The 17,167-nt window shown below is 69.8% G+C and carries 14 protein-coding genes; 11 read left to right on the forward strand and 3 right to left on the reverse strand.

Translation table 11 applies throughout. The annotated features are described in order from the left end of the window. Positions 1 to 85 precede the first annotated feature (85 nt). Positions 86 to 1,636, reverse strand: a complete 1,551-nt coding sequence (locus ACF1B9_RS06535; RefSeq protein ID WP_391739423.1) for an acyl-CoA synthetase — start codon at positions 1,634 to 1,636, stop codon at positions 86 to 88. Continuing rightward, positions 1,633 to 2,742 carry an NAD(P)H-dependent flavin oxidoreductase gene (locus ACF1B9_RS06540; RefSeq protein WP_391739424.1) on the reverse strand — a complete coding sequence of 370 codons (1,110 nt, stop codon included), beginning with the start codon at positions 2,740 to 2,742 and terminating at the stop codon, positions 1,633 to 1,635. The genes ACF1B9_RS06535 and ACF1B9_RS06540 overlap by 4 nt, the downstream gene beginning before the upstream one ends. A 182-nt stretch (positions 2,743 to 2,924) precedes the next feature. On the opposite strand from ACF1B9_RS06540, the gene ACF1B9_RS06545 reads away from it, so the two are divergent. The 6 genes from ACF1B9_RS06545 (at position 2,925) to ACF1B9_RS06570 (ending at position 9,958) form a co-directional block, all read left to right on the forward strand. Further along, positions 2,925 to 4,775 (forward strand): serine hydrolase, encoded by a 1,851-nt coding sequence (locus tag ACF1B9_RS06545; protein WP_391739425.1) that lies wholly within the window; start codon positions 2,925 to 2,927, stop codon positions 4,773 to 4,775. Between the two features lie 314 nt (positions 4,776 to 5,089). Then, positions 5,090 to 5,971, forward strand: a complete 882-nt coding sequence (locus ACF1B9_RS06550) for a phosphotransferase (protein ID WP_391739426.1) — start codon at positions 5,090 to 5,092, stop codon at positions 5,969 to 5,971. A 256-nt stretch (positions 5,972 to 6,227) separates the two neighbouring features. Beyond that, a complete protein-coding gene (locus tag ACF1B9_RS06555) occupies positions 6,228 to 7,448 on the forward strand; it encodes an MFS transporter (RefSeq protein ID WP_391739427.1) in 1,221 nt (406 codons plus the stop codon). 110 nt (positions 7,449 to 7,558) lie between these two features. Next, on the forward strand, positions 7,559 to 7,924 hold the full coding sequence (locus ACF1B9_RS06560) for an EamA family transporter (protein ID WP_391739428.1): 366 nt from the start codon (positions 7,559 to 7,561) through the stop codon (positions 7,922 to 7,924). 381 nt (positions 7,925 to 8,305) lie between these two features. Continuing rightward, positions 8,306 to 9,487, forward strand: coding sequence for a serine hydrolase domain-containing protein (locus ACF1B9_RS06565; RefSeq protein WP_391739429.1), 1,182 nt, complete (start codon positions 8,306 to 8,308; stop codon positions 9,485 to 9,487). 192 nt (positions 9,488 to 9,679) lie between these two features. After that, complete coding sequence (locus ACF1B9_RS06570) at positions 9,680 to 9,958, forward strand: GNAT family N-acetyltransferase (protein WP_391739430.1); 279 nt, start codon at positions 9,680 to 9,682, stop codon at positions 9,956 to 9,958. 133 nt (positions 9,959 to 10,091) lie between these two features. On the opposite strand, the gene ACF1B9_RS06575 is transcribed toward ACF1B9_RS06570, so the two are convergent. Then, on the reverse strand, positions 10,092 to 11,195 hold the full coding sequence (locus ACF1B9_RS06575) for a LacI family DNA-binding transcriptional regulator (RefSeq protein WP_391739431.1): 1,104 nt from the start codon (positions 11,193 to 11,195) through the stop codon (positions 10,092 to 10,094). A 226-nt stretch (positions 11,196 to 11,421) separates the two neighbouring features. On the opposite strand from ACF1B9_RS06575, the gene ACF1B9_RS06580 reads away from it, so the two are divergent. The 5 genes from ACF1B9_RS06580 to ACF1B9_RS06600 all read left to right on the forward strand — a co-directional run bounded on the left by ACF1B9_RS06580 (position 11,422) and on the right by ACF1B9_RS06600 (position 17,165). After that, a complete protein-coding gene (locus tag ACF1B9_RS06580) occupies positions 11,422 to 12,690 on the forward strand; it encodes an ABC transporter substrate-binding protein (protein WP_391739432.1) in 1,269 nt (422 codons plus the stop codon). A 141-nt stretch (positions 12,691 to 12,831) separates the two neighbouring features. After that, a complete protein-coding gene (locus ACF1B9_RS06585) occupies positions 12,832 to 13,674 on the forward strand; it encodes a carbohydrate ABC transporter permease (protein ID WP_391795893.1) in 843 nt (280 codons plus the stop codon). Next, positions 13,661 to 14,578: a carbohydrate ABC transporter permease gene (locus ACF1B9_RS06590; protein WP_391739434.1), complete on the forward strand. Its 918-nt coding sequence runs from the start codon at positions 13,661 to 13,663 to the stop codon at positions 14,576 to 14,578. Before ACF1B9_RS06585 ends, ACF1B9_RS06590 begins: the two co-directional genes overlap by 14 nt. 44 nt (positions 14,579 to 14,622) lie before the next feature. Beyond that, positions 14,623 to 15,387, forward strand: a complete 765-nt coding sequence (locus tag ACF1B9_RS06595) for an SDR family NAD(P)-dependent oxidoreductase (RefSeq protein WP_391739435.1) — start codon at positions 14,623 to 14,625, stop codon at positions 15,385 to 15,387. Continuing rightward, positions 15,375 to 17,165 carry a heparinase II/III family protein gene (locus ACF1B9_RS06600; RefSeq protein ID WP_391739436.1) on the forward strand — a complete coding sequence of 597 codons (1,791 nt, stop codon included), beginning with the start codon at positions 15,375 to 15,377 and terminating at the stop codon, positions 17,163 to 17,165. Before ACF1B9_RS06595 ends, ACF1B9_RS06600 begins: the two co-directional genes overlap by 13 nt. Positions 17,166 to 17,167: the final 2 nt, after the last annotated feature.

Genomic DNA, 17,167 nt, shown 5'->3' on the forward strand with positions numbered 1-17,167 from the left:
TGGTTGTTCACCCTCGATGCGGGTGATGCGCGCGAAGCCCGTACGACCACGGCGCGGGGCGGCCGGCGCGGAGGCGGACCGTGGTTCACAGTGCCCGGCTGCGCCCTTCCCAGTACGGGTCGCGCAACCGCCTCTTGTACAGCTTGCCGTTGGGGTCGCGGGGCATCGCCTCGATGAAATCGATGCTCCTGGGACGCTTGTACGCGGCCAGGTGGTGTGCGCAGTGACTCAGGATCTCGGCGGCGAGCGTGTCCCCCGCCCCCTGTCCCCCGGCCGGTTCGACCACCGCCTTGACCTCCTCGCCCCAGTCGGGGTGAGGAATGCCGAAGACGGCGGCGTCGGCGACCGCGGGATGGCTGAGGAGCACGCCCTCGATCTCGGCGGGGTAGATGTTGACACCACCGGAGATGATCATGTCGATCTTGCGGTCGCGGAGGAAGAGGTAGCCGTCCTCGTCGAGGATGCCCAGGTCGCCGACGGTGAAGAAGTCGCCGATGCGGTTCTTCCGCGTCTTCGTCTCGTCCTTGTGGTAACTGAAGCCGCCGGTGTTCATCTTCATGTAGACGGTGCCGAGTTCGCCCGGCGGCAGACGGTTGCCGTCGTCGTCGAAGACGGCGAGTTCGCTGATCGGCCAGGCTCTGCCCACCGTGCCCGGCTTCTTCAGCCAGTCCCCGGCGGTGGCGAAGGCGCCGCCGCCCTCGCTCGCCGCGTAGTACTCCTCGACGCATCCCCCCCACCAGTCGATCATGGCGCGTTTGACGTGGTCAGGGCAGGGCGCTGCGCCGTGAATGGCGTGGCGCATGGCCGTCACGTCGTAGGTCCGCTTCACCTCGTCGGGAAGGGCGAGGAGGCGGTGGAACTGGGTCGGGACCATGTGTGTGTGGGTGCAGCGGTGGGTGTGGATGAGCCGCAGCATCTCCTCGGGGGTCCATTTGTCCATCAGGACCAGTGGGTGCCCGATGTGCAGGGACGCGCTCGCGAACTGGAGGACGGCCGTGTGGTAAAGGGGCGAGCAGACCAGGTGGACGTTGTCGTCGAAGGGATTGATGCCGAAGATGCCGAGGAATCCACCGAGATGGCTCTCCTCGGGAAGCTTGCCGGAGAGCGGACGCCGGATGCCGCGCGGTCGGCCGGTGGTGCCCGAGGTGTAGTTCATGACCCAGCCGAGGGTGCGGGCCTCGGGCGGTGCATCGGACCGGCCTTCGAACAGTTCGGCGTACGGGCGGAAGCCGTCGATGGTACCCACGGCATAGCGATGGCTCGCCGGGAGTCCCGCCTCGTCGGCGGCGGATCCGGCCGCCGGCGCGAACCGCTCGTGGGCGATGAGCACCCTGGCGCCGGAGTCGGAGAGGATCCAGGCGATCTCGGGGCCGACGAAGTGGTGGTTGACGGGTACGAGATAGAAGCCGGCCTGGGTGGCGGCGAGATGGGCGGTGAAGAACTCGACACCGTTGGGCAGGACGACCGCGAAGGCGTCGCCCCGTCGGAGGCCGGCCGCCCGCAGTCCGTGGACCAGGCGGTTGGCCGCGGCGTGCAGCCTGCCCGCCGTCCAGCTCTCGCCGTCGGGCGCGATCAGGACCGTGCGGCCGGGATCGGCGGTGGCCTGGGCCCAGAAGCCGTGGGGCGGCCGGTTCATGAGGCGCTCCGTCCGGCGATGAGGTTGATCCGGTCCACGGCACGCTCGAAGCCGCGGGTCAGGTCGTCGAACACGGCCTGGACGCTGCGTTCGCTGTTCATCCTGCCGACGATCTGGCCGACGGGGGTGCCGAGCAAGGCTCCGGTCTCGTACTTCTGGATGCGCGAGACGGCCTCGGCCACCAGCAGCCCCTGGAGCGGCATGGGCAGCGTGCCCGGACCCGACGGATCGTCCCAGGCGTCCGTCCACTCGGTACGGAGCTGGCGTGCGGGCTTGCCGGTCAGCGCACGGGAACGGACGGTGTCACCGGAGCCCGCGGCGAGAAGCTTGCGCGTCAGCGCGCGGGAGTGGAGGTCGGCCTCCTCCGTGGTCAGCCAGAGCGAACCCAGCCAGACGCCCTGGGCCCCGAGGGCGAGTCCGGCGGCGATCTGTTCTCCGCTGCCGATACCGCCGGCGGCCAGGACGGGGAGCGGCCCCACGGCATCGACCACGTCCGGCACCAGGACCATGGAGGCGATCTCACCGGTGTGGCCGCCCGCCTCGTATCCCTGGGCGACGACGATGTCGATGCCCGCGTCCGCGTGGTGGCGGGCGTGCTTGGCGCTTCCGGCGAGCGCGGCGACGAGCACACCCTGGTCGTGGGCGCGCCGCACGACATCGGCCGGTGGCGATCCGAGGGCGTTGGCGAGGAGTTTGATGGGGTGGTCGAACGCGACGTCGAGCTGGTTGCGCGCGACCTCCTCCATCCATCCCGTGATGCGCCAGCCCGACTCGTCCCCCTCGGCGAGCTCGGGTACGCCGTGCTTGGCCAGGGTGTCCTGGACGAACTGGCGGTGCCCGGCCGGGATCATCGCCTCGATATCGGCCTCGGTCACCCCCTCCACCTTCTTCGCGGGCATGACGACGTCGAGGCCGTACGGCCTGCCGCCGGCGTGCTCCTGCATCCAGTCGAGATCGCGGGCCAGGTCGTCGGGGGCGGTGTAGCGGACCGCGCCGAGCACGCCGAATCCGCCGGCCCGGCTGATGGCCGCGGCCACGGCGGGGAACGGCGTGAAGCCGAAGATGGCGTGCTCGACTCCCAGTTTCTTGCTCAGCTCCGTCTCCATGGGCCGCAGGATGCCGCAGTCGGACATTCGAGGGAAGACATTTTCTGATGCAGTGTCAGATTCTTTGTGACACCGGGGCGCTCCATGACGGCGGTGGTGACAGTAATCTCTGCGGCGGAAGGAAGTTTCACCACCGGACGAAGTTTCGAAAATTATTTTCAGGCAGCGGGAAGGGGTTCCGGATGAGTCAGGACGCGGCCGGCAGAGGGGTCAGCCGACGCAGGCTGGGCGGTGGGATGCTGGCTCTGGGCGGGGCACTCGCCCTGGCGCCGATCCCCTTCGCGGAGCGGGCGGCGGCCATGGAGTCGGAGGCGGAGTCGTCGGGTATGCGCACAGAGGCCGGAACGAGCGCGGCGTCGACGCAAGGACAGCCGACGTTGCGGCGCGGATCGGCCGCTCGTGCCGGGTTGTTGCAGGGCCCCCTGGACCAATTGGTCGCCGATGCGGAGAAATTCCTCTCCGCCTCCCCCAAGCACCCTTGGTACGCGGGTGCGGTGCTGCTCGCCGGGCGGGGCGGCACAGTGGCACTGCACCACCCGATCGGCAAGGCCGTGCGCTACGCGGCTTACGACGAGAAAACCGACACGGGGGTGGAGTTCCCGCCCGACCAGCAGATCGCGATGGCCGAGGACACGATCTTCGACCTGGCCTCGGTGTCCAAGCTGTTCACCTCGATCCTGGCCGTGCAGCAGATCGAGCTCGGAACACTGGAGCTGGAGGCGAAGGTCGCCTCGTACCTGCCCGAATTCGCCGGGGGCGGCAAGCAGGACATCACGGTCCGTCAGCTTCTCACGCACACCTCGGGGTTCCGTTCCTGGATTCCGCTGTACAAGGCGCCGACGCGGGAGGGAAAGCTGGAACTGCTGTGGAACGAGGTGCCGGCCAACCCGCCCGGCACGGTGTACCTCTACTCCGACCTCAATCTGATCTCGTTGCAGCTGGTGCTGGAGAAGATCACCGGCCGCACGGAGGACGTACTGCTCCGTGAGCGGATCACCGCTCCGCTCGGGATGCAGCGCACCCGATACAACCCGCCGGCCGCCTGGAAGCCGAAGATCGCCGCGACCGAGGACGCGCGGCTCCCCTGGTCCGGCCTCGACCGCGGACTGGTCTGGGGCGAGGTGCACGACGAGAACGCCTACAGTCTGGACGGCGTGGCGGGCCACGCGGGGGTCTTCTCCTGTGCCTGGGACCTGGCGATCCTCGCCCGTACGCTGCTCAACGGCGGGGTGTACGGCCGCGCGAGGATTCTCTCCGCGGAATCGGTCGATCTGCTGTTCACCGACTTCAACACCGCGTTCCCCGGCGATGCGCACGGACTCGGTTTCGAGCTGTACCAGCACTGGTACATGGGGGCGATGGCGACTCCTCGTTCGGCGGGCCACACGGGATTCACCGGCACCAGTCTGGTCCTGGACCCGACGACCGACTCGTTCCTGATCGTCCTGGGCAACTCGGTGCATCCTGTGCGCAGTTGGCGCTCCGGCAGCGCGCCGCGCGTCGCCACCGCCAATCAGATGGCGCGCGCCGTCGCGGTCCGTCCCACGCGGGGACGCACGGCGTGGTTCTCCGGACTGGCGAGCGCCACGACGGCCACGCTCACACTGCCCGCGCTGCGACTCGCGTCGTCACGGGCGACGCTGAGTTCGGCCCTGTGGTGGGACACCGAGCCGGGGTCCGACTCCCTCTTCCTGGAGGCGTCGTCGGACGCCGGGGCGAGCTGGCAGCCGGTGCCGTTCACCACCGTACCGACGGCCGGTCATCACCGGCGTGAGCCCGATCCCCATCCGACGGGTTCGGTCTCCGGCTGGTCCGGCCGGGTCTGGCACCGCCTGGACGCGGATCTCGCCGCGTGGCGCGGCAAGGAGGTGCGGCTGCGGTGGCGTTACGCCACGGACCAGCTGTACGTGGGACGCGGGGTGTACGTGGACGCCGTCCGGGTCGAGGACGGCGACCGGACGGTCTTCGACGAGGCCCGGTCCGGCGATGCCGCGCGCATCGAGGCGCTGGGATGGACCGCTTCCGCGGACTGAGGAGGACTGCACGGGGCGTGGCGGACCGGGAGGACCGGGAGGACCGGGGCGGATGGAACGGGCCACCGGGTCCGCCACGGTACGCGGCGGTGGACGACGGTGACCGGGTCCGTCATGGCCGTCCCGAACAGCACCGGAGGCGACCGTGCCGGGCCTGCCGGTTCCGTCCCGCTCCGGGCCGCCGTGCGCCGCGGCCGGTGACGCGCGATCGCCCCGGGGTCGCCGTGGATCGTCGACGCGATCGGTCCGATTCCGACTGCGCGGCATCGGCACCCGCTTCGACGGGGACGGGCCCGGGGACGGATGATGCTCCCATGACCCCATCCCCGTCGCCGCAGAACTGGACACGTGCCGGACGACTCGACGCCGACCGGCTGACAGAGGCGCTGTATGCCGAGGCCGGTGTCCGGGTGGTGGTCGAGGGGCCGTGTCCGGGGGGCGAGATCGGTGCCGCCTACGTCCGGTGGCCGGACGGTCACCGCTCCGTGCTGAAGTGGCGGCCGAACACGCGGATCGAGGATCTGGGAGCGGGGCCGCTGGCGGTGTGCGAAGTCCTGCTCGCGCAGGGGTACCCCTGCCCGTCGACGGAGTTGGCGGTCCAGGTGGACCACGCGGTCGTGCTGGTCCAGACATTGCTGGCGGGCACACCGGTGCGGTGTCTGGACCACCGTGGGCTGGATCGCGCCCTCGCCCTCAACGAGGCGCAGGCAGGACTGCTGGCCGGGCGTACGGATGTCCCGTCGATGAACCTGTACCTGCTCGACGACGGCCCCGGTTACTGTCTTCACGAGCCACTGCGTCGGCACAGTCGGCGCGGCGGTGATCTGGAGCGCCGGATCAGGTCGGTCGGCCTCGACCACCCTCTTCGGCTTCACGGGCACGACGTCGTGCACCAGGACTTTCACCAGGGCAACCTGCTCGCCGTCGACGGCTCGGTCGCCGGTGTCATCGACTGGGACGGCTCCGGCCGGGGCGACCGCCGTTTCGACCTGGTCACCCTGCGCTTCGGCTTGCACGCGAGCGAGCAGGCGCCCGGAGTCGTGAACCGCCTCGACGACATCCTGGACGGCCTGCCCGACGACATCCTGCGGCCCTCCTGGGCGCATATGAGCCTGCGGATGGCCGACTGGGCCATCCGGCACTTCGCTCCCGGGGACGTCGAGCACTGGCTCGATCTCGCCGAGCAGCGCGTGTGACACCCCCGTACGCGCGGATGGACCCGGTGCGGGTCCTGCGGCCCGGGTCCCGGGCCGCGGCAGGTTCGCACGGCGCACATGACACACCACACCTCGTGTTGTCCCCTGCGCAGTGACGGGGGACGCACCGGCGGCCTCGGGAGCGTTTCGGTTCTGCTGCCCCGTCCTCCCAGGGGCGGTCGTTCGCGCACCGCGTCGACCGCTCCCCCTCCCGCGGACAGGTAGGGTGCCCCGCTGGACCAACCTCGGGAGGATCATGAAGGCCGCTGTCACGCAACCGGTAACGTCCTTGACACCGCTGAGGGTTGCGGCCTTCCGGCGATTCGTGCTCGCCAATCTCGTCTCGACCACCGGGTCCGCGATGGCGCCCCTCGCACTCGCCTATGCGGTGATCGGGCAGGGCGGCGGAGCCGGCTCGCTCGGCGTCGTACTGGCCACGAACTCCGTCCCGACGATCGTCTTCACCGTCGCGGGCGGCGTCCTCGCGGACCGACTGTCGCGCAGCCGGATCCTGTTTCTGGGCAATCTCCTGTCCGCCGCGGCCCAGGCGACGCTCGCCGTGCTGGTGGCCACGCATCACGCGACGACCATGTCGATCGCCGCGTGCGGATTCGTGTCGGGGATCGCCGTGGCCTTCACCGCGCCGGCCGCGACGGGTGTGGTGGGACAGCTCGTCGCGGCGGAGCATCTGCAACAGGCCAATGCGCTGGTCCGGCTGCCCAACAACGCCGTGAAGGTTCTCGGGCCCGTCGTCGGAGGGGTGATCGTCGCGGTCGGCGGTCCGGCATGGGCCCTGTCGTGGGATGCGTTCACCTTCCTCGTCGCCGCACTCCTGCTGCTCGGGCTGCGCCTGGACGCGCCGGTCACGACCGCAAGCGCCCTGGCCGATCTGCGGGCGGGCTGGGCCGGATTCCGCGCGCGCACCTGGCTGTGGACGTACACCGCCGCCGGAACGGTCGTGGTCGCCGCATGGCTGGCGGGCTTTCAGCTCCTCGGCCCGGTCGTCGCCACGGAGCACTACTCGGGGGCGCGTTCCTGGGGGCTCGTACAGGGTGCTTTCGCGTTCGGCCTGCTGGCGGGCACGGTGGTGTGTCTGCGGTGGAGGCCGCACCGCCTGCTGACCGTTGCTGTCGTCGCTGGCTCCGGGCTCTGCCTGCCACCGACGGCCTTGGGAACGGGGCTGGACCTGCCCTGGGTGCTGCTCGGTGCCGTGCTCGCGGGCATCGGTCTGGATGTCGCCATCGTGGCGTGGAACACTGCACTCCAGCAGCACGTGCCACAGGAGGAGTTGGGCCGTCTGAGCTCGTTCAACGGTGTCGGAGAACGCGTCGCCATCCCGCTCGGCTACCTCGTCACCGCGCTCGCCGCACATGCCTGGGCCGATAGGACCGTGCTCCTGGTCTGTGCCGGTGCCATCGTGGCCGCCACGATCCTCAATCTCTGTGTGCGGGACGTGTACCGCGTCAATCGCGTCTGAGCGGGCAGCTGTGCACTCGACGGCGCACCCGGTGGGTAACCGTCTCGGACCGGCCCGGCGTCGTCCGGCTGGATGCCCGCCCGGCGGGACACGTCCTCGCTGTGCTCCAGATGCCTGCGTCCCTCCTCGCCGAGCTTGCGTCGTGCCCCTGGCGTCGCCGCGCGGGCATGGGCGTCGGCCCCGTCCTGCCGCTGCTGGCACTCGCCCGACGCGGCGGCCCCCTGTTCGCTCAGCTCAAGCCGGTCTGCGGGCTCGGCCTGACAGGTGGCGCCATCTCCTTGCTCGCCTACGGCCTCGTCATCTGGGCGCAGTCCCACGGCGACCTCGCGACCGTCGCCGCCCTGCGTGAAACCAGCATCCTCATCGCGGCGCTGATCGCCACGCTGCTCTTCCGTGAACGCTTCGGCCGTCTACGCCTCACCGCCGGCGCGGTCGTCCTCGCCGGCATCACCGTACTCGAACTCGCCCACCCCTGAAGTCGACGCCTCTTGCGACGCCTTTCCCAGGACGCCGCGCGTGCCGCCGCCGCCAAGTGGCAACTCCGATACGGGATACGGCCCCGTCGCGCCTCGCCGGCGCCGCGGCACCCCGGCGCGGCGAGCGCGGGCGGCGGCCGGGGCCTGAGCGTCGGCGCCCTCTTCCGGACCGAGGAGGCGATCAAGGTTGACGCTCCTTCGGCAAACGAACGGCCCCTCTGATGGCCGGACCGCCCGCAGGTATGGGATGCGAGAACCGTCACATCGTGCCCGGCAGATCGACGCCGGACTGGTGACGGCCCTCGCCGGGGGGATATCCCCAGTCCGATCCTGGGGTGCGCCGGATCGTGCCCCGGTGGGGAGCGGAAATAGCCTCCGGCCATGAATTCGACTCTGCGAAAGCGCCTCGCCATGGCAGTCGGTGTCGCCACGCTGCTCGGCGCCGGGGTGGCCACCGCCGTCGCTCAGCTCGCCGGTCCCTCCCCTGTGAAGCAGTTGCGCCAGGACACGGACGCGATCCATGCCCTCGGCGTCAGCGGTGTGCAGGCCCGCGTGATCGCGCCTGACGGTGGGCAGTCGGTCGCCACCAGCGGCACCGCCGACCTGAAATCCGGCCGCGCGGTCCCTTCCGACGGCCGCTTCCGCATGGCCAGCACGTCCAAGACGCTGGTCGCCACCGTGGTCCTCCAACTGGAGGCCGAGGAAAGGCTGTCCCTGGACGACACGGTCGGCCGATGGCTGCCGGGAGTGGTCCAGGGCAAGGGCAACGACGGCAGCCGGATCTCCATCCGCCAACTGCTCCAGCACACCAGCGGCATCCACGACGACCTGCCCGGATACACCACGCCGAAGGAGTACTACCAGCAGCGCCACGACGTCCACGGCCCCGAGCAGCTGATTGCCCGCGCCATGGCCCACCCGCCGGACTTCGCGCCCGGCAAGGGCTGGGCGTACTCCAACACCGGCTACATCCTGCTCGGCGAGATCATCCAGAAGGCGACCGGGCACCGCGCCCATCAGGAGATCGAAGACCGCATCCTGCGCCCGCTCGGCCTCGACCGGACCCGGTGGACGGGCCCCTCGCCCACCCTGCCCCGGCCGCACGCCCAGGCCTACCAGCTCTTCGGCCCCGGTTCCCGGGTGGACATCACCGACCAGATACCGGTGGACTACGAGAACCTTTCGTTCGTCACGACCACGCGGGACGAGAACACCTTCTTCCGCGCGCTGCTCGCGGGCCGCCTGCTACCGACCCGGCAGCTGGCCAAGATGAAGCAGACCGTCCCGGTGAGCGCGGAGGTCCAACAGCTGTGGCCCGGCGGCCGATATGGGCTCGGCCTGGTCGAACGCCCCCTGAGCTGCGGAGGAACCTACTGGAGCCACGAGGGCGGGGACGGCGGCTACATCACCCTCAACGGCGTCACCGACGACGGCAGGCGAAGCGCCGTGGTCTCCATGTCCGAGGCACGCGGCGACACCCCGAAGCACATACTGGACCAGGAGAACGCGGCCAGCGCCCTGATCGACCACGCTCTGTGCGCCGGGGGCCCCAACACCCCGTGAGCGCAGCGTCAGTAGCGGTGGCGTCGTCGCGGAGGCCAGTGGGCGTTGAGCTCGGCGCGGCGCTCGCTGGTGCCGCGGGTCAGCGTTGCGCACCCCCTCGCCTCCCATGGCCCTTTTTGGGCTCACCTCGGCGACACCCCGTCTTCGCCGTCCACACCGCCCCCGTGAGGCCCTGACGACCCGCCCTTCCCGTTGAGGCGGCGGTGTGTCGTCGGCGAAGACCGGCGTGCCGAGGTCACCCGACTGCGGCCGGCCATCGGTCGGAACCCGCTTGAAGTCGTTGAGCTCGGCCATCGCCGCGTCGAGGCTGACCTGGAGTCCTTCGACCTCGCCGAGCAACGCGCGTTGGAGAAGGCGGGCTTCGTCAGGGAGGGCGTGCTGCGCTCCGCGGTGTGGCGCGGCGGACAGTGGCACGATTCGGTGCTCTGCTCCATGCTGCGCGCGGAGCGGCCCGGCGGCGTACCGATGTGAGCGCGTGACGATGATCGACCTGACGGGACTCGGCGCCCGAGCTGAGGACCGTCAGGCATCTCCGTCCGCCGGGTGACCGCCGGCCCGGTGCCCGCGCGAGATGGCGTGCCGCACCGCAGTCCGGCCAACGCCCCTACGCCGTCCGGCCCGCCACCCGCCGCCCGGGTCCGCTCGGCGCGGGGACCGCGGCGGCCACGCCGGCCGGCGCCGTCGACTCCCGTACGACCAGTCTCGGCCGGATGAGCAGCGAACGCCCCGCCACCGGAGCCGAGTCGATCCGCGCCCGCAACTGCTGGAACGTCTCCGCGGCCATCTCCGGCAGCGGCTGGCGGACCGTCGTCAGCGGAGGCTCGAAGAGGTCGGCGAGGAGGATGTCGTCGAAGCCGACCACGGAGACGTCCTGGCCCGCGCTGCGTCCGGCGTCCTTGGCGCCCCGGCAGATCCCGATCGCGCACATGTCGTTGATGGCGACGAACGCGGTGGGCGGGCGCGGTCCGCCGAGGAGCTCCCTGGCCGCGTTCCGCCCCAGTTCGGCAGCGTCCTTGTCACCGAACTCGGCGGTGTCGGCGCCGGGCCAGACGATCGCGTCGGCCGGGTCGAGACCGGCCGACTCCAGAGCGGCCCGGAAGCCGCGCAGGCGCTCGCGCCGGTTCACGCTGTTGACCGAGCCGGAGACGAACGCCAGTCGGCGGTGACCGAGTTCGATCAGATGACGGGTGGCGAGTTCGGCCCCCATCGCGTTGTCGACGCTGATGGAGGCCAGTGACGGCGGATCGCCCGCCTGCGCGGTGCGGTCGAAGGCGACCATCCTCAGACCACGACTGAGCAGCGGTGTCACATGGTCGAGCGAGGGGAGCGAGGAGCAGAGCACCACTCCGCTGACCCCGTCGGCGAGGAGTTCCTCGCCGTACTTGAGCTCGCGGGCCGGATCGCGCTCACTGTTGCAGAGCAGTACGTGATAGCCCTCGGCGAGCGCGATGGCCTCCAGCTCGCGGGCGAGCGCCCCCCAGAAGGGGTTGGCGACGGACGGCACGATGAGACCGATGACCTTGATACGGCCGGTGCGCAGCATCCGGGCCGCGCGGTTGGGCCGGTAGCCGAGCTGCTCGATCACCTGCTCCACGCGGGCCAGCGTGGCCGCCTGCATGCGGTCCGTACGCCCGTTGAGGACGTTGGAGACCGTGCTCGCGGAGACCCCCGCAGCCTCCGCGACCTGATGGATCGTTACCCCGCTCATGCCACCTCCGGTTCGGAACGCTACTGACCCTATCAGTGTATCGATTTACTGAACTCTGTTCACCGGTACACCTGTTAACGTCCCTGAAAATTCATGTGCATCAGCTGTTGACGTCCCTCTCACGGCGTTCCTAGCATCAGTGCATCGATTTACCAGCGCTTCCCAGCCATGGCCGGGTTGTCATCTCTGGATCGATCCACAGCCTCCACCTCAAAAGGGGTGTCCCATGGAACTCAAAAGACGGTCGCTGCTCGCTGCCATCGGCGCCGGCACCGCTGCCGCCGCTCTCGGTGGATGCGGCACCGGCACTTCGACGGCCGGCTCCGCAGACGGTCCCGCCGAAGGTGAGATCACACTGCTCACCCCGATCTACGAAGGCGCCGACGGCAAGACGCTGTTGGAGAAGGAGATACTCGGCGGCTTCCGGAAGAAGTATCCGGACGTCAAGGTGAACGTGGACTACACCACGTACCTGCAGCTCAACGAGAAGATCACCACCGGGCTGGCGGGCGGCCTGCTGCCCGACGTGCTGATGATGGGCGTGGGCTGGATCCCGCCGTTCGCCGCGAAGAAGGCGATCGCCGAGCTTCCCGAGAAGTTCGCCACCGCGCACGACTACGAGAAGCGGGTGCTGGAGCCGTCCCGGTACGACGGCAAGCTGTACGCGCTGCCGGTCGTGCTCGACACCCGCATCGTCGTCTACCGCAAGGACCACTTCGCCGAGGCCGGCATCAAGAAGACCCCGGCGAACTGGGCCGAACTGCGGGCCGTGGCCAAGCAGCTGACCAAGGACGGCCGGATCGGGTTCGACCCGTTCTCCATCGATCTGCGCCAGTGCTGGGAGACCTTCCTCTTCGCCAACGGCGGCCAGCTGTTCAGCGCGGACGGCAAGAAGGTGCTGTTCACCGACGCCCGCGGGGTCGAAGCGCTGCAGTTCTTCAAGGATCTGATCAAGGACGGCTCCGCCGTCTACGCCAAGAAGACGGACCCCGGCGCCCCGTCCAACGTACAGACCGGCAAGGCGTCGATGATGATGACCACCAGCGCCCTGTGGAAGCAGGTCGGGGACCAGTCCCCGGATCTGCTGAAGGACGACAAGCTCGGTGCGTTCATCCTCGCCAACCGCAAGCCCGCGATGCTCCAGGGCGGCACCCTCGTCACCCAGTCCGCCAGTTCCAAGCACCCGGCGGCGGCTCGTGCGCTCGTCGAGTACCTCGCGACCCCCGAGTCCATCCTCGGTGCGGCCGAGCAGCGTGGTTCGGTGCCCGGACTGAAGGATCTGAGCGACACCGGCTATGTGAAGGAGAACAAGTTCGTCGATCTCTCCCTGCAGAGCATGGGCGATGCCTGTTCCGAGGGCGGCACCGCCGCCTGGATGGAGATCCGCGAAAAGATCAAGCCCACGCTGGAGCCCGCGATCGTCGGCAGCCAGTCCGCGAAGGACGCCATCGCGGAACTCGGCCGGCTCGCCGAGGCCGCCATCGGCCGGATGTAAGGACCCGTCACTGTGGGAGCGACATCCGTACTGAAGACGCGGCCCGCGCGGCCCCCTTCCCCGACCGCGCACCACACGGTCACGAAGAAACACTCCGGCCGGGCACCCACCGGTCCAGGCCGTCGCAGGCAACGCGCCGGCATGCTGATGGTGGCGCCCGCGCTGCTGCACGCCTCGCTCTGGATCGGCCTGCCGGTCGTCGCGTCGGTCGTTCTGGCCTTCACGAAGTACGACGTGCTGACGGCGCCGCAGTTCGTGGGTCTGGACAACTTCCGGGACATGATGGACGACGCGGTCTTCCGCAAGTCCATCGTCAACACCGTCATCTACACCTTCTTCACCGTGCCGGTCGGCATGATGCTGGGGCTGCTCGTGGCCCTGGCCCTGCACACCGGACTGAAGGCGCGTGGGATCTTCCGTACCGCGGTCTTCCTCCCGCAGGTGACGGCGACCGTCGCGATCGCACTGGTCTGGCTGTGGATCTACAACCCGGGCAACGGGCTGCTGAACACACTGCTGTCGTTCCTCGGGATCGACGGACCGGCCTGGCTCTCGTCGACCTCGTGGGCGATGCCGTCGGTGATCCTGGTCGGCATCTGGCAGGGCATCGGCATGAAGATGCTCATCTACCTGGCCGCGCTCCAGTCCCTGCCGAAGGAGCTGTACGAGGCCGCTTCGGTGGACGGAGCGTCCAAGGTGCGGCAGTTCTTCTCGATCACCCTGCCCTTGCTGAAGCCCGCGACGTTCTTCGTGCTCATCACGTCGATGATCAGCGCGTTCCAGTCCTTCGACCAGATCTACATCCTGACCGACGGCGGTCCGGCCAACAGCACCACGATGATGACGTACGAGATCTACAAGTCCGCCTTCCGGGAGTTCCGCGTCGGCTACGCCTGCGCGCAGTCACTGGTGCTGTTCGTGCTGCTGATGGGCTTCACCCTGGTCAACCGGCGGATCATGGGAGGCACCCGTGGCCACAACTGAGCTCCATGGGCCTGGAGTTGCTGGGAAATCCCGAAGGATCGGCAGGACGCCCTCCGTCGGCCGGATCGCGCTCTATCTGACGCTCACCGTCGTCTCGCTGCTGATGGTGGTGCCGTTCGTCTGGATGGTGCTCACCTCGCTCAAGACGCCCGTCGAGATCGCCTCGCAGGACGCCGGACTCCTACCGGAGCACTGGGAGTTCGGGAACTACGCCGACGCGCTGAAGGCGGCGCCGTTCGCGACGTACGCACGCAACAGCTTCATCATCGCGTTCAGTCACACCGTGATCAATGTGGTGGTGGCGTCGATGGCCGGGTATGCGCTGGCGCGGATCAGGTTCCGGGGCAGCGAGGTCATCTTCTACGCCTTCATTGCCGCACTGATGATCCCGACGTACACCAAGGTGCTGCCCGAGTTCCTGATCGTCCGCTTCATGCCGCTGGCCGGCGGGAACGACCTCTTCGGCCAGGGCGGCAGCGGCTGGCTGGACTCCTGGTGGGCGCTCATCGTCCCCGGCGCCGTCACCCCGTTCGCGGTCTTCCTCTTCCGTCAGTTCTATCTGGATCTTCCGGTGGAACTGGAGGAGGCGGCCCGCCTGGACGGCCTGGGTGAGTTCCGGATCTATGCCCGGATCATGACGCCGCAGGTCAAGCCCGCGCTGACCACCGTGGCGCTGCTGACCTTCGAGTCGTCGTGGAACAACTTCCTCTGGCCGCTGCTGGTGACCCGCACGGACAGCCTGCGGGTGATCCAGGTCGGGCTCTCCGTCTTCAAGACGGAGAACGGCCCGCAGTGGCACTTCCTGATGGCCGGCACCACGCTGGCCACCCTTCCCATGGTCGTTCTCTTCCTCATCGGCCAGCGCTATTTCGTGCAGGGCTTCGCAACTGCCGGTCTCAAGTGACCGGTTCCGGTCCGAGCGGCCGGATATCGAAAGGTGTTCACTCCATGTCTGCTGATCTCATCGGCTCCCGCGCGCTGGTGACCGGGGCCGGCCACGGAATCGGCCGCGCCATCGCCGTCGCCCTTGCCGAGGCCGGCACCGATGTCGCCGTCCACTACCACTCCTCCGCCGACGAGGCCGGGAAGACCGTCTCCGCGATCGAGGCGCTGGGCCGCAGGGCCAAGGCGTTCAGGGCCGATGTCACCGTGACCGGCGACGTGGACCGGCTCGTCGAGGAGGCGACCGGCTTCCTCGGCGGTCTGGACGTCCTGGTCTGCAACGCGGGACATCTGATCGGACGGGCGACGATCGCCGAGATGTCCGACGACCACTTCGAGCGGGTGCTCTCCACCAATCTGACGTCGGCCTTCCGTACCGTGCGGGCCGCGCTGCCGCATCTGACGAAGTCGTCGGCCGGGCGCGTCATCACCATGTCCTCGCTGGCCGCGCACAACGGCGGCGGCCCCGGTTCGGTCGCCTACGCGGCTGCCAAGGCGGGTGTCCGCGGCTTCACCAAGGGCCTGGCCAAGGAGCTCGGCTCCACCGGCATCACGGTCAACACCGTGGCGCCCGGCTTCATCAAGGGCACCGCGTTCCACGACACGTTCACGGCTCCCGAGGCGCAGCAGGCGATGGAGGCGGGCATCCCGGTCGGCCGGGCCGGCACCCCCGAGGACGTCGCCGCGGCGGTCGTGCATCTGGCATCGCCGTCGTCCGGCTTCCTCACCGCCACCACGGTGGACATCGACGGTGGCGTGTGGCCGCGTTGAGGCGGATCCCCCGGGAGCGGGGCGGCTGGTGGCACGCGTTCGTCTGTCCGGCGCACGGTGTGGAGCTCGACCACGGCGATCCGCTCGCCGGGGTGTTCCCGGCCGGCGGTGCGCGCTGCGCGTACGGCTGCCGGGTGGACGACGAGGCGGTGCGCGGTGCCTGGCTGGTGCTGTCGCACCAGGCATGGGCGCGGCACCTGAGGGTCCTCGCCCACCGGGGCGAGCGCGCCCAGGCGGTGGAGCGGCTCGTCGAGTACGCCGGTCTGTACGCGGAGCTGGCCACCGAGCGGCATGGCGAGGCGCAGTCCTGGATGCTGCGCGGCCGCCTCTTCCACCAGGCGCTGACCGATGCGATCTGGGCCGTCACCATCGGGCACACCGTGATCACACTCGCCGAGGACTCCACGGAGCACCTCTCAGCGGTACTACCGCTCCTGGACGACCTGGAGCGGGCGGCGCTCGACGCCCGGGACGTGCTGACCGGCCAGGGGCATCTCGCCTCCAACTACACCGCGTGGCTCAACGCCGCCGGTGTGGCGGCGAGCCGGGGCGCCGCCGCGGTCCGTGGCCTGGAGTGGGACGGCGCCGAGCGCTGGCTGGAGGGCGGGCACGGGCTGTACGCGCATCTGCGGGTGGCCGTCGCCGATGACGGCTGGGAGTGGGAGGGCAGCACCTACTACCACGGGTTCGTGCTGCGCGCCGCCCTGCTCGCGCTGCGCGGCACGGACCCCGCGGCCGTGCCGTCCGATGTGGTGGACGTGCTGGCCGGGATGACCGACGTACTGGCCACGATCGCGACGCCGGGCGGCATTCTGCCCGCGCTGCACGACGGCCCGTATCTGCGCGCTCCGCTCGCGCTGGAGTGGCTGGAACTGGTGGCACTGGCACAGCAGTTGGTGCCTTCTCCGGCCCTGGACGCGGTGGCCGGGCGGGCTCGCGACGAGCTCGGCGCGCACGACGACGGGCTCGACCGCGAACTGGGCGGCTGGTTCGCCGGCCCACCGCTGCCGAAGCGTCCGGCACCCGGCCCGGTCACCGTGTTCCCGAGGGCCGGATACGCGGTGCTGCGCCACGCGGGCGTCCACGCCCTGCTGGACTTCGGTCCGCACGGCGGCTCGCACGGCCACCGCGACAAACTCTCGCTCCTCCTGTACGGGAACACCACGCCGTGGCAGCCCGACCCCGGTCAGGTACCGTACGCGCACGCCGAGTTCCGTGAACTGTACGCATCCACGGAGGCACACCCCGCGTTCCGGGTGGACGGCGTCGAACAGGCCAAGTGCACCGGTCAGTTGCTTGGATCGGACGGTTCGTCCGTCACCACGGGGGTGGCCACGGCGTACGAGGGTGTGCGTGCGGTACGGCGGGTCGCGCTCGGCGACGGCTATCTGGTCGATCTGCTGACCGTGAGCGCCGAGGGCGAGCGGCGGTTCACCGCGCAGCTGCGTCCCGGCGTCGCGCTGGACATCCAGCTCCAGGGCACGGGCCCGGTGCGCACCACCTGGTACGGCGACGAGACCCTGCACGGCTGGCACACCCACACGCCGGGGCGGACCGTGCGCCCGGTCGCCCGGCCCGGACCCGGCCCGGCCGACGATCCGCAGCGCGTGCGCACCCGGGTCGACTTCACCGCGGAGTCGGACCGGATCACGTTCGCCTCGGTGTACCAGGCGGCCTCGGCGGGCCCCGCCGTGACCGACGTACAGCTGGACGGTGACGGGGTACTGACGGTCGCGCTGGCCGACGGCGGCACCGCACGATTCCGGACGGAGGACTGACC

Source organism: Streptomyces sp. NPDC014727 (assembly GCF_043083485.1).
Lineage (GTDB): Bacteria > Actinomycetota > Actinomycetes > Streptomycetales > Streptomycetaceae > Streptomyces.

Coding starts and splice junctions, on each gene's coding strand:
- ACF1B9_RS06540 (WP_391739424.1), bottom strand. CDS start 2,742: ATGGAGACGGAGCTGAGCAAGAAACTGGGAGTCGAGCACGCCATCTTC.
- ACF1B9_RS06545 (WP_391739425.1), top strand. CDS start 2,925: ATGAGTCAGGACGCGGCCGGCAGAGGGGTCAGCCGACGCAGGCTGGGC.
- ACF1B9_RS06535 (WP_391739423.1), bottom strand. CDS start 1,636: ATGAACCGGCCGCCCCACGGCTTCTGGGCCCAGGCCACCGCCGATCCC.
- ACF1B9_RS06585 (WP_391795893.1), top strand. CDS start 12,832: ATGCTGATGGTGGCGCCCGCGCTGCTGCACGCCTCGCTCTGGATCGGC.
- ACF1B9_RS06555 (WP_391739427.1), top strand. CDS start 6,228: ATGAAGGCCGCTGTCACGCAACCGGTAACGTCCTTGACACCGCTGAGG.
- ACF1B9_RS06560 (WP_391739428.1), top strand. CDS start 7,559: ATGCCTGCGTCCCTCCTCGCCGAGCTTGCGTCGTGCCCCTGGCGTCGC.
- ACF1B9_RS06595 (WP_391739435.1), top strand. CDS start 14,623: ATGTCTGCTGATCTCATCGGCTCCCGCGCGCTGGTGACCGGGGCCGGC.
- ACF1B9_RS06550 (WP_391739426.1), top strand. CDS start 5,090: ATGACCCCATCCCCGTCGCCGCAGAACTGGACACGTGCCGGACGACTC.
- ACF1B9_RS06565 (WP_391739429.1), top strand. CDS start 8,306: ATGAATTCGACTCTGCGAAAGCGCCTCGCCATGGCAGTCGGTGTCGCC.
- ACF1B9_RS06575 (WP_391739431.1), bottom strand. CDS start 11,195: ATGAGCGGGGTAACGATCCATCAGGTCGCGGAGGCTGCGGGGGTCTCC.
- ACF1B9_RS06580 (WP_391739432.1), top strand. CDS start 11,422: ATGGAACTCAAAAGACGGTCGCTGCTCGCTGCCATCGGCGCCGGCACC.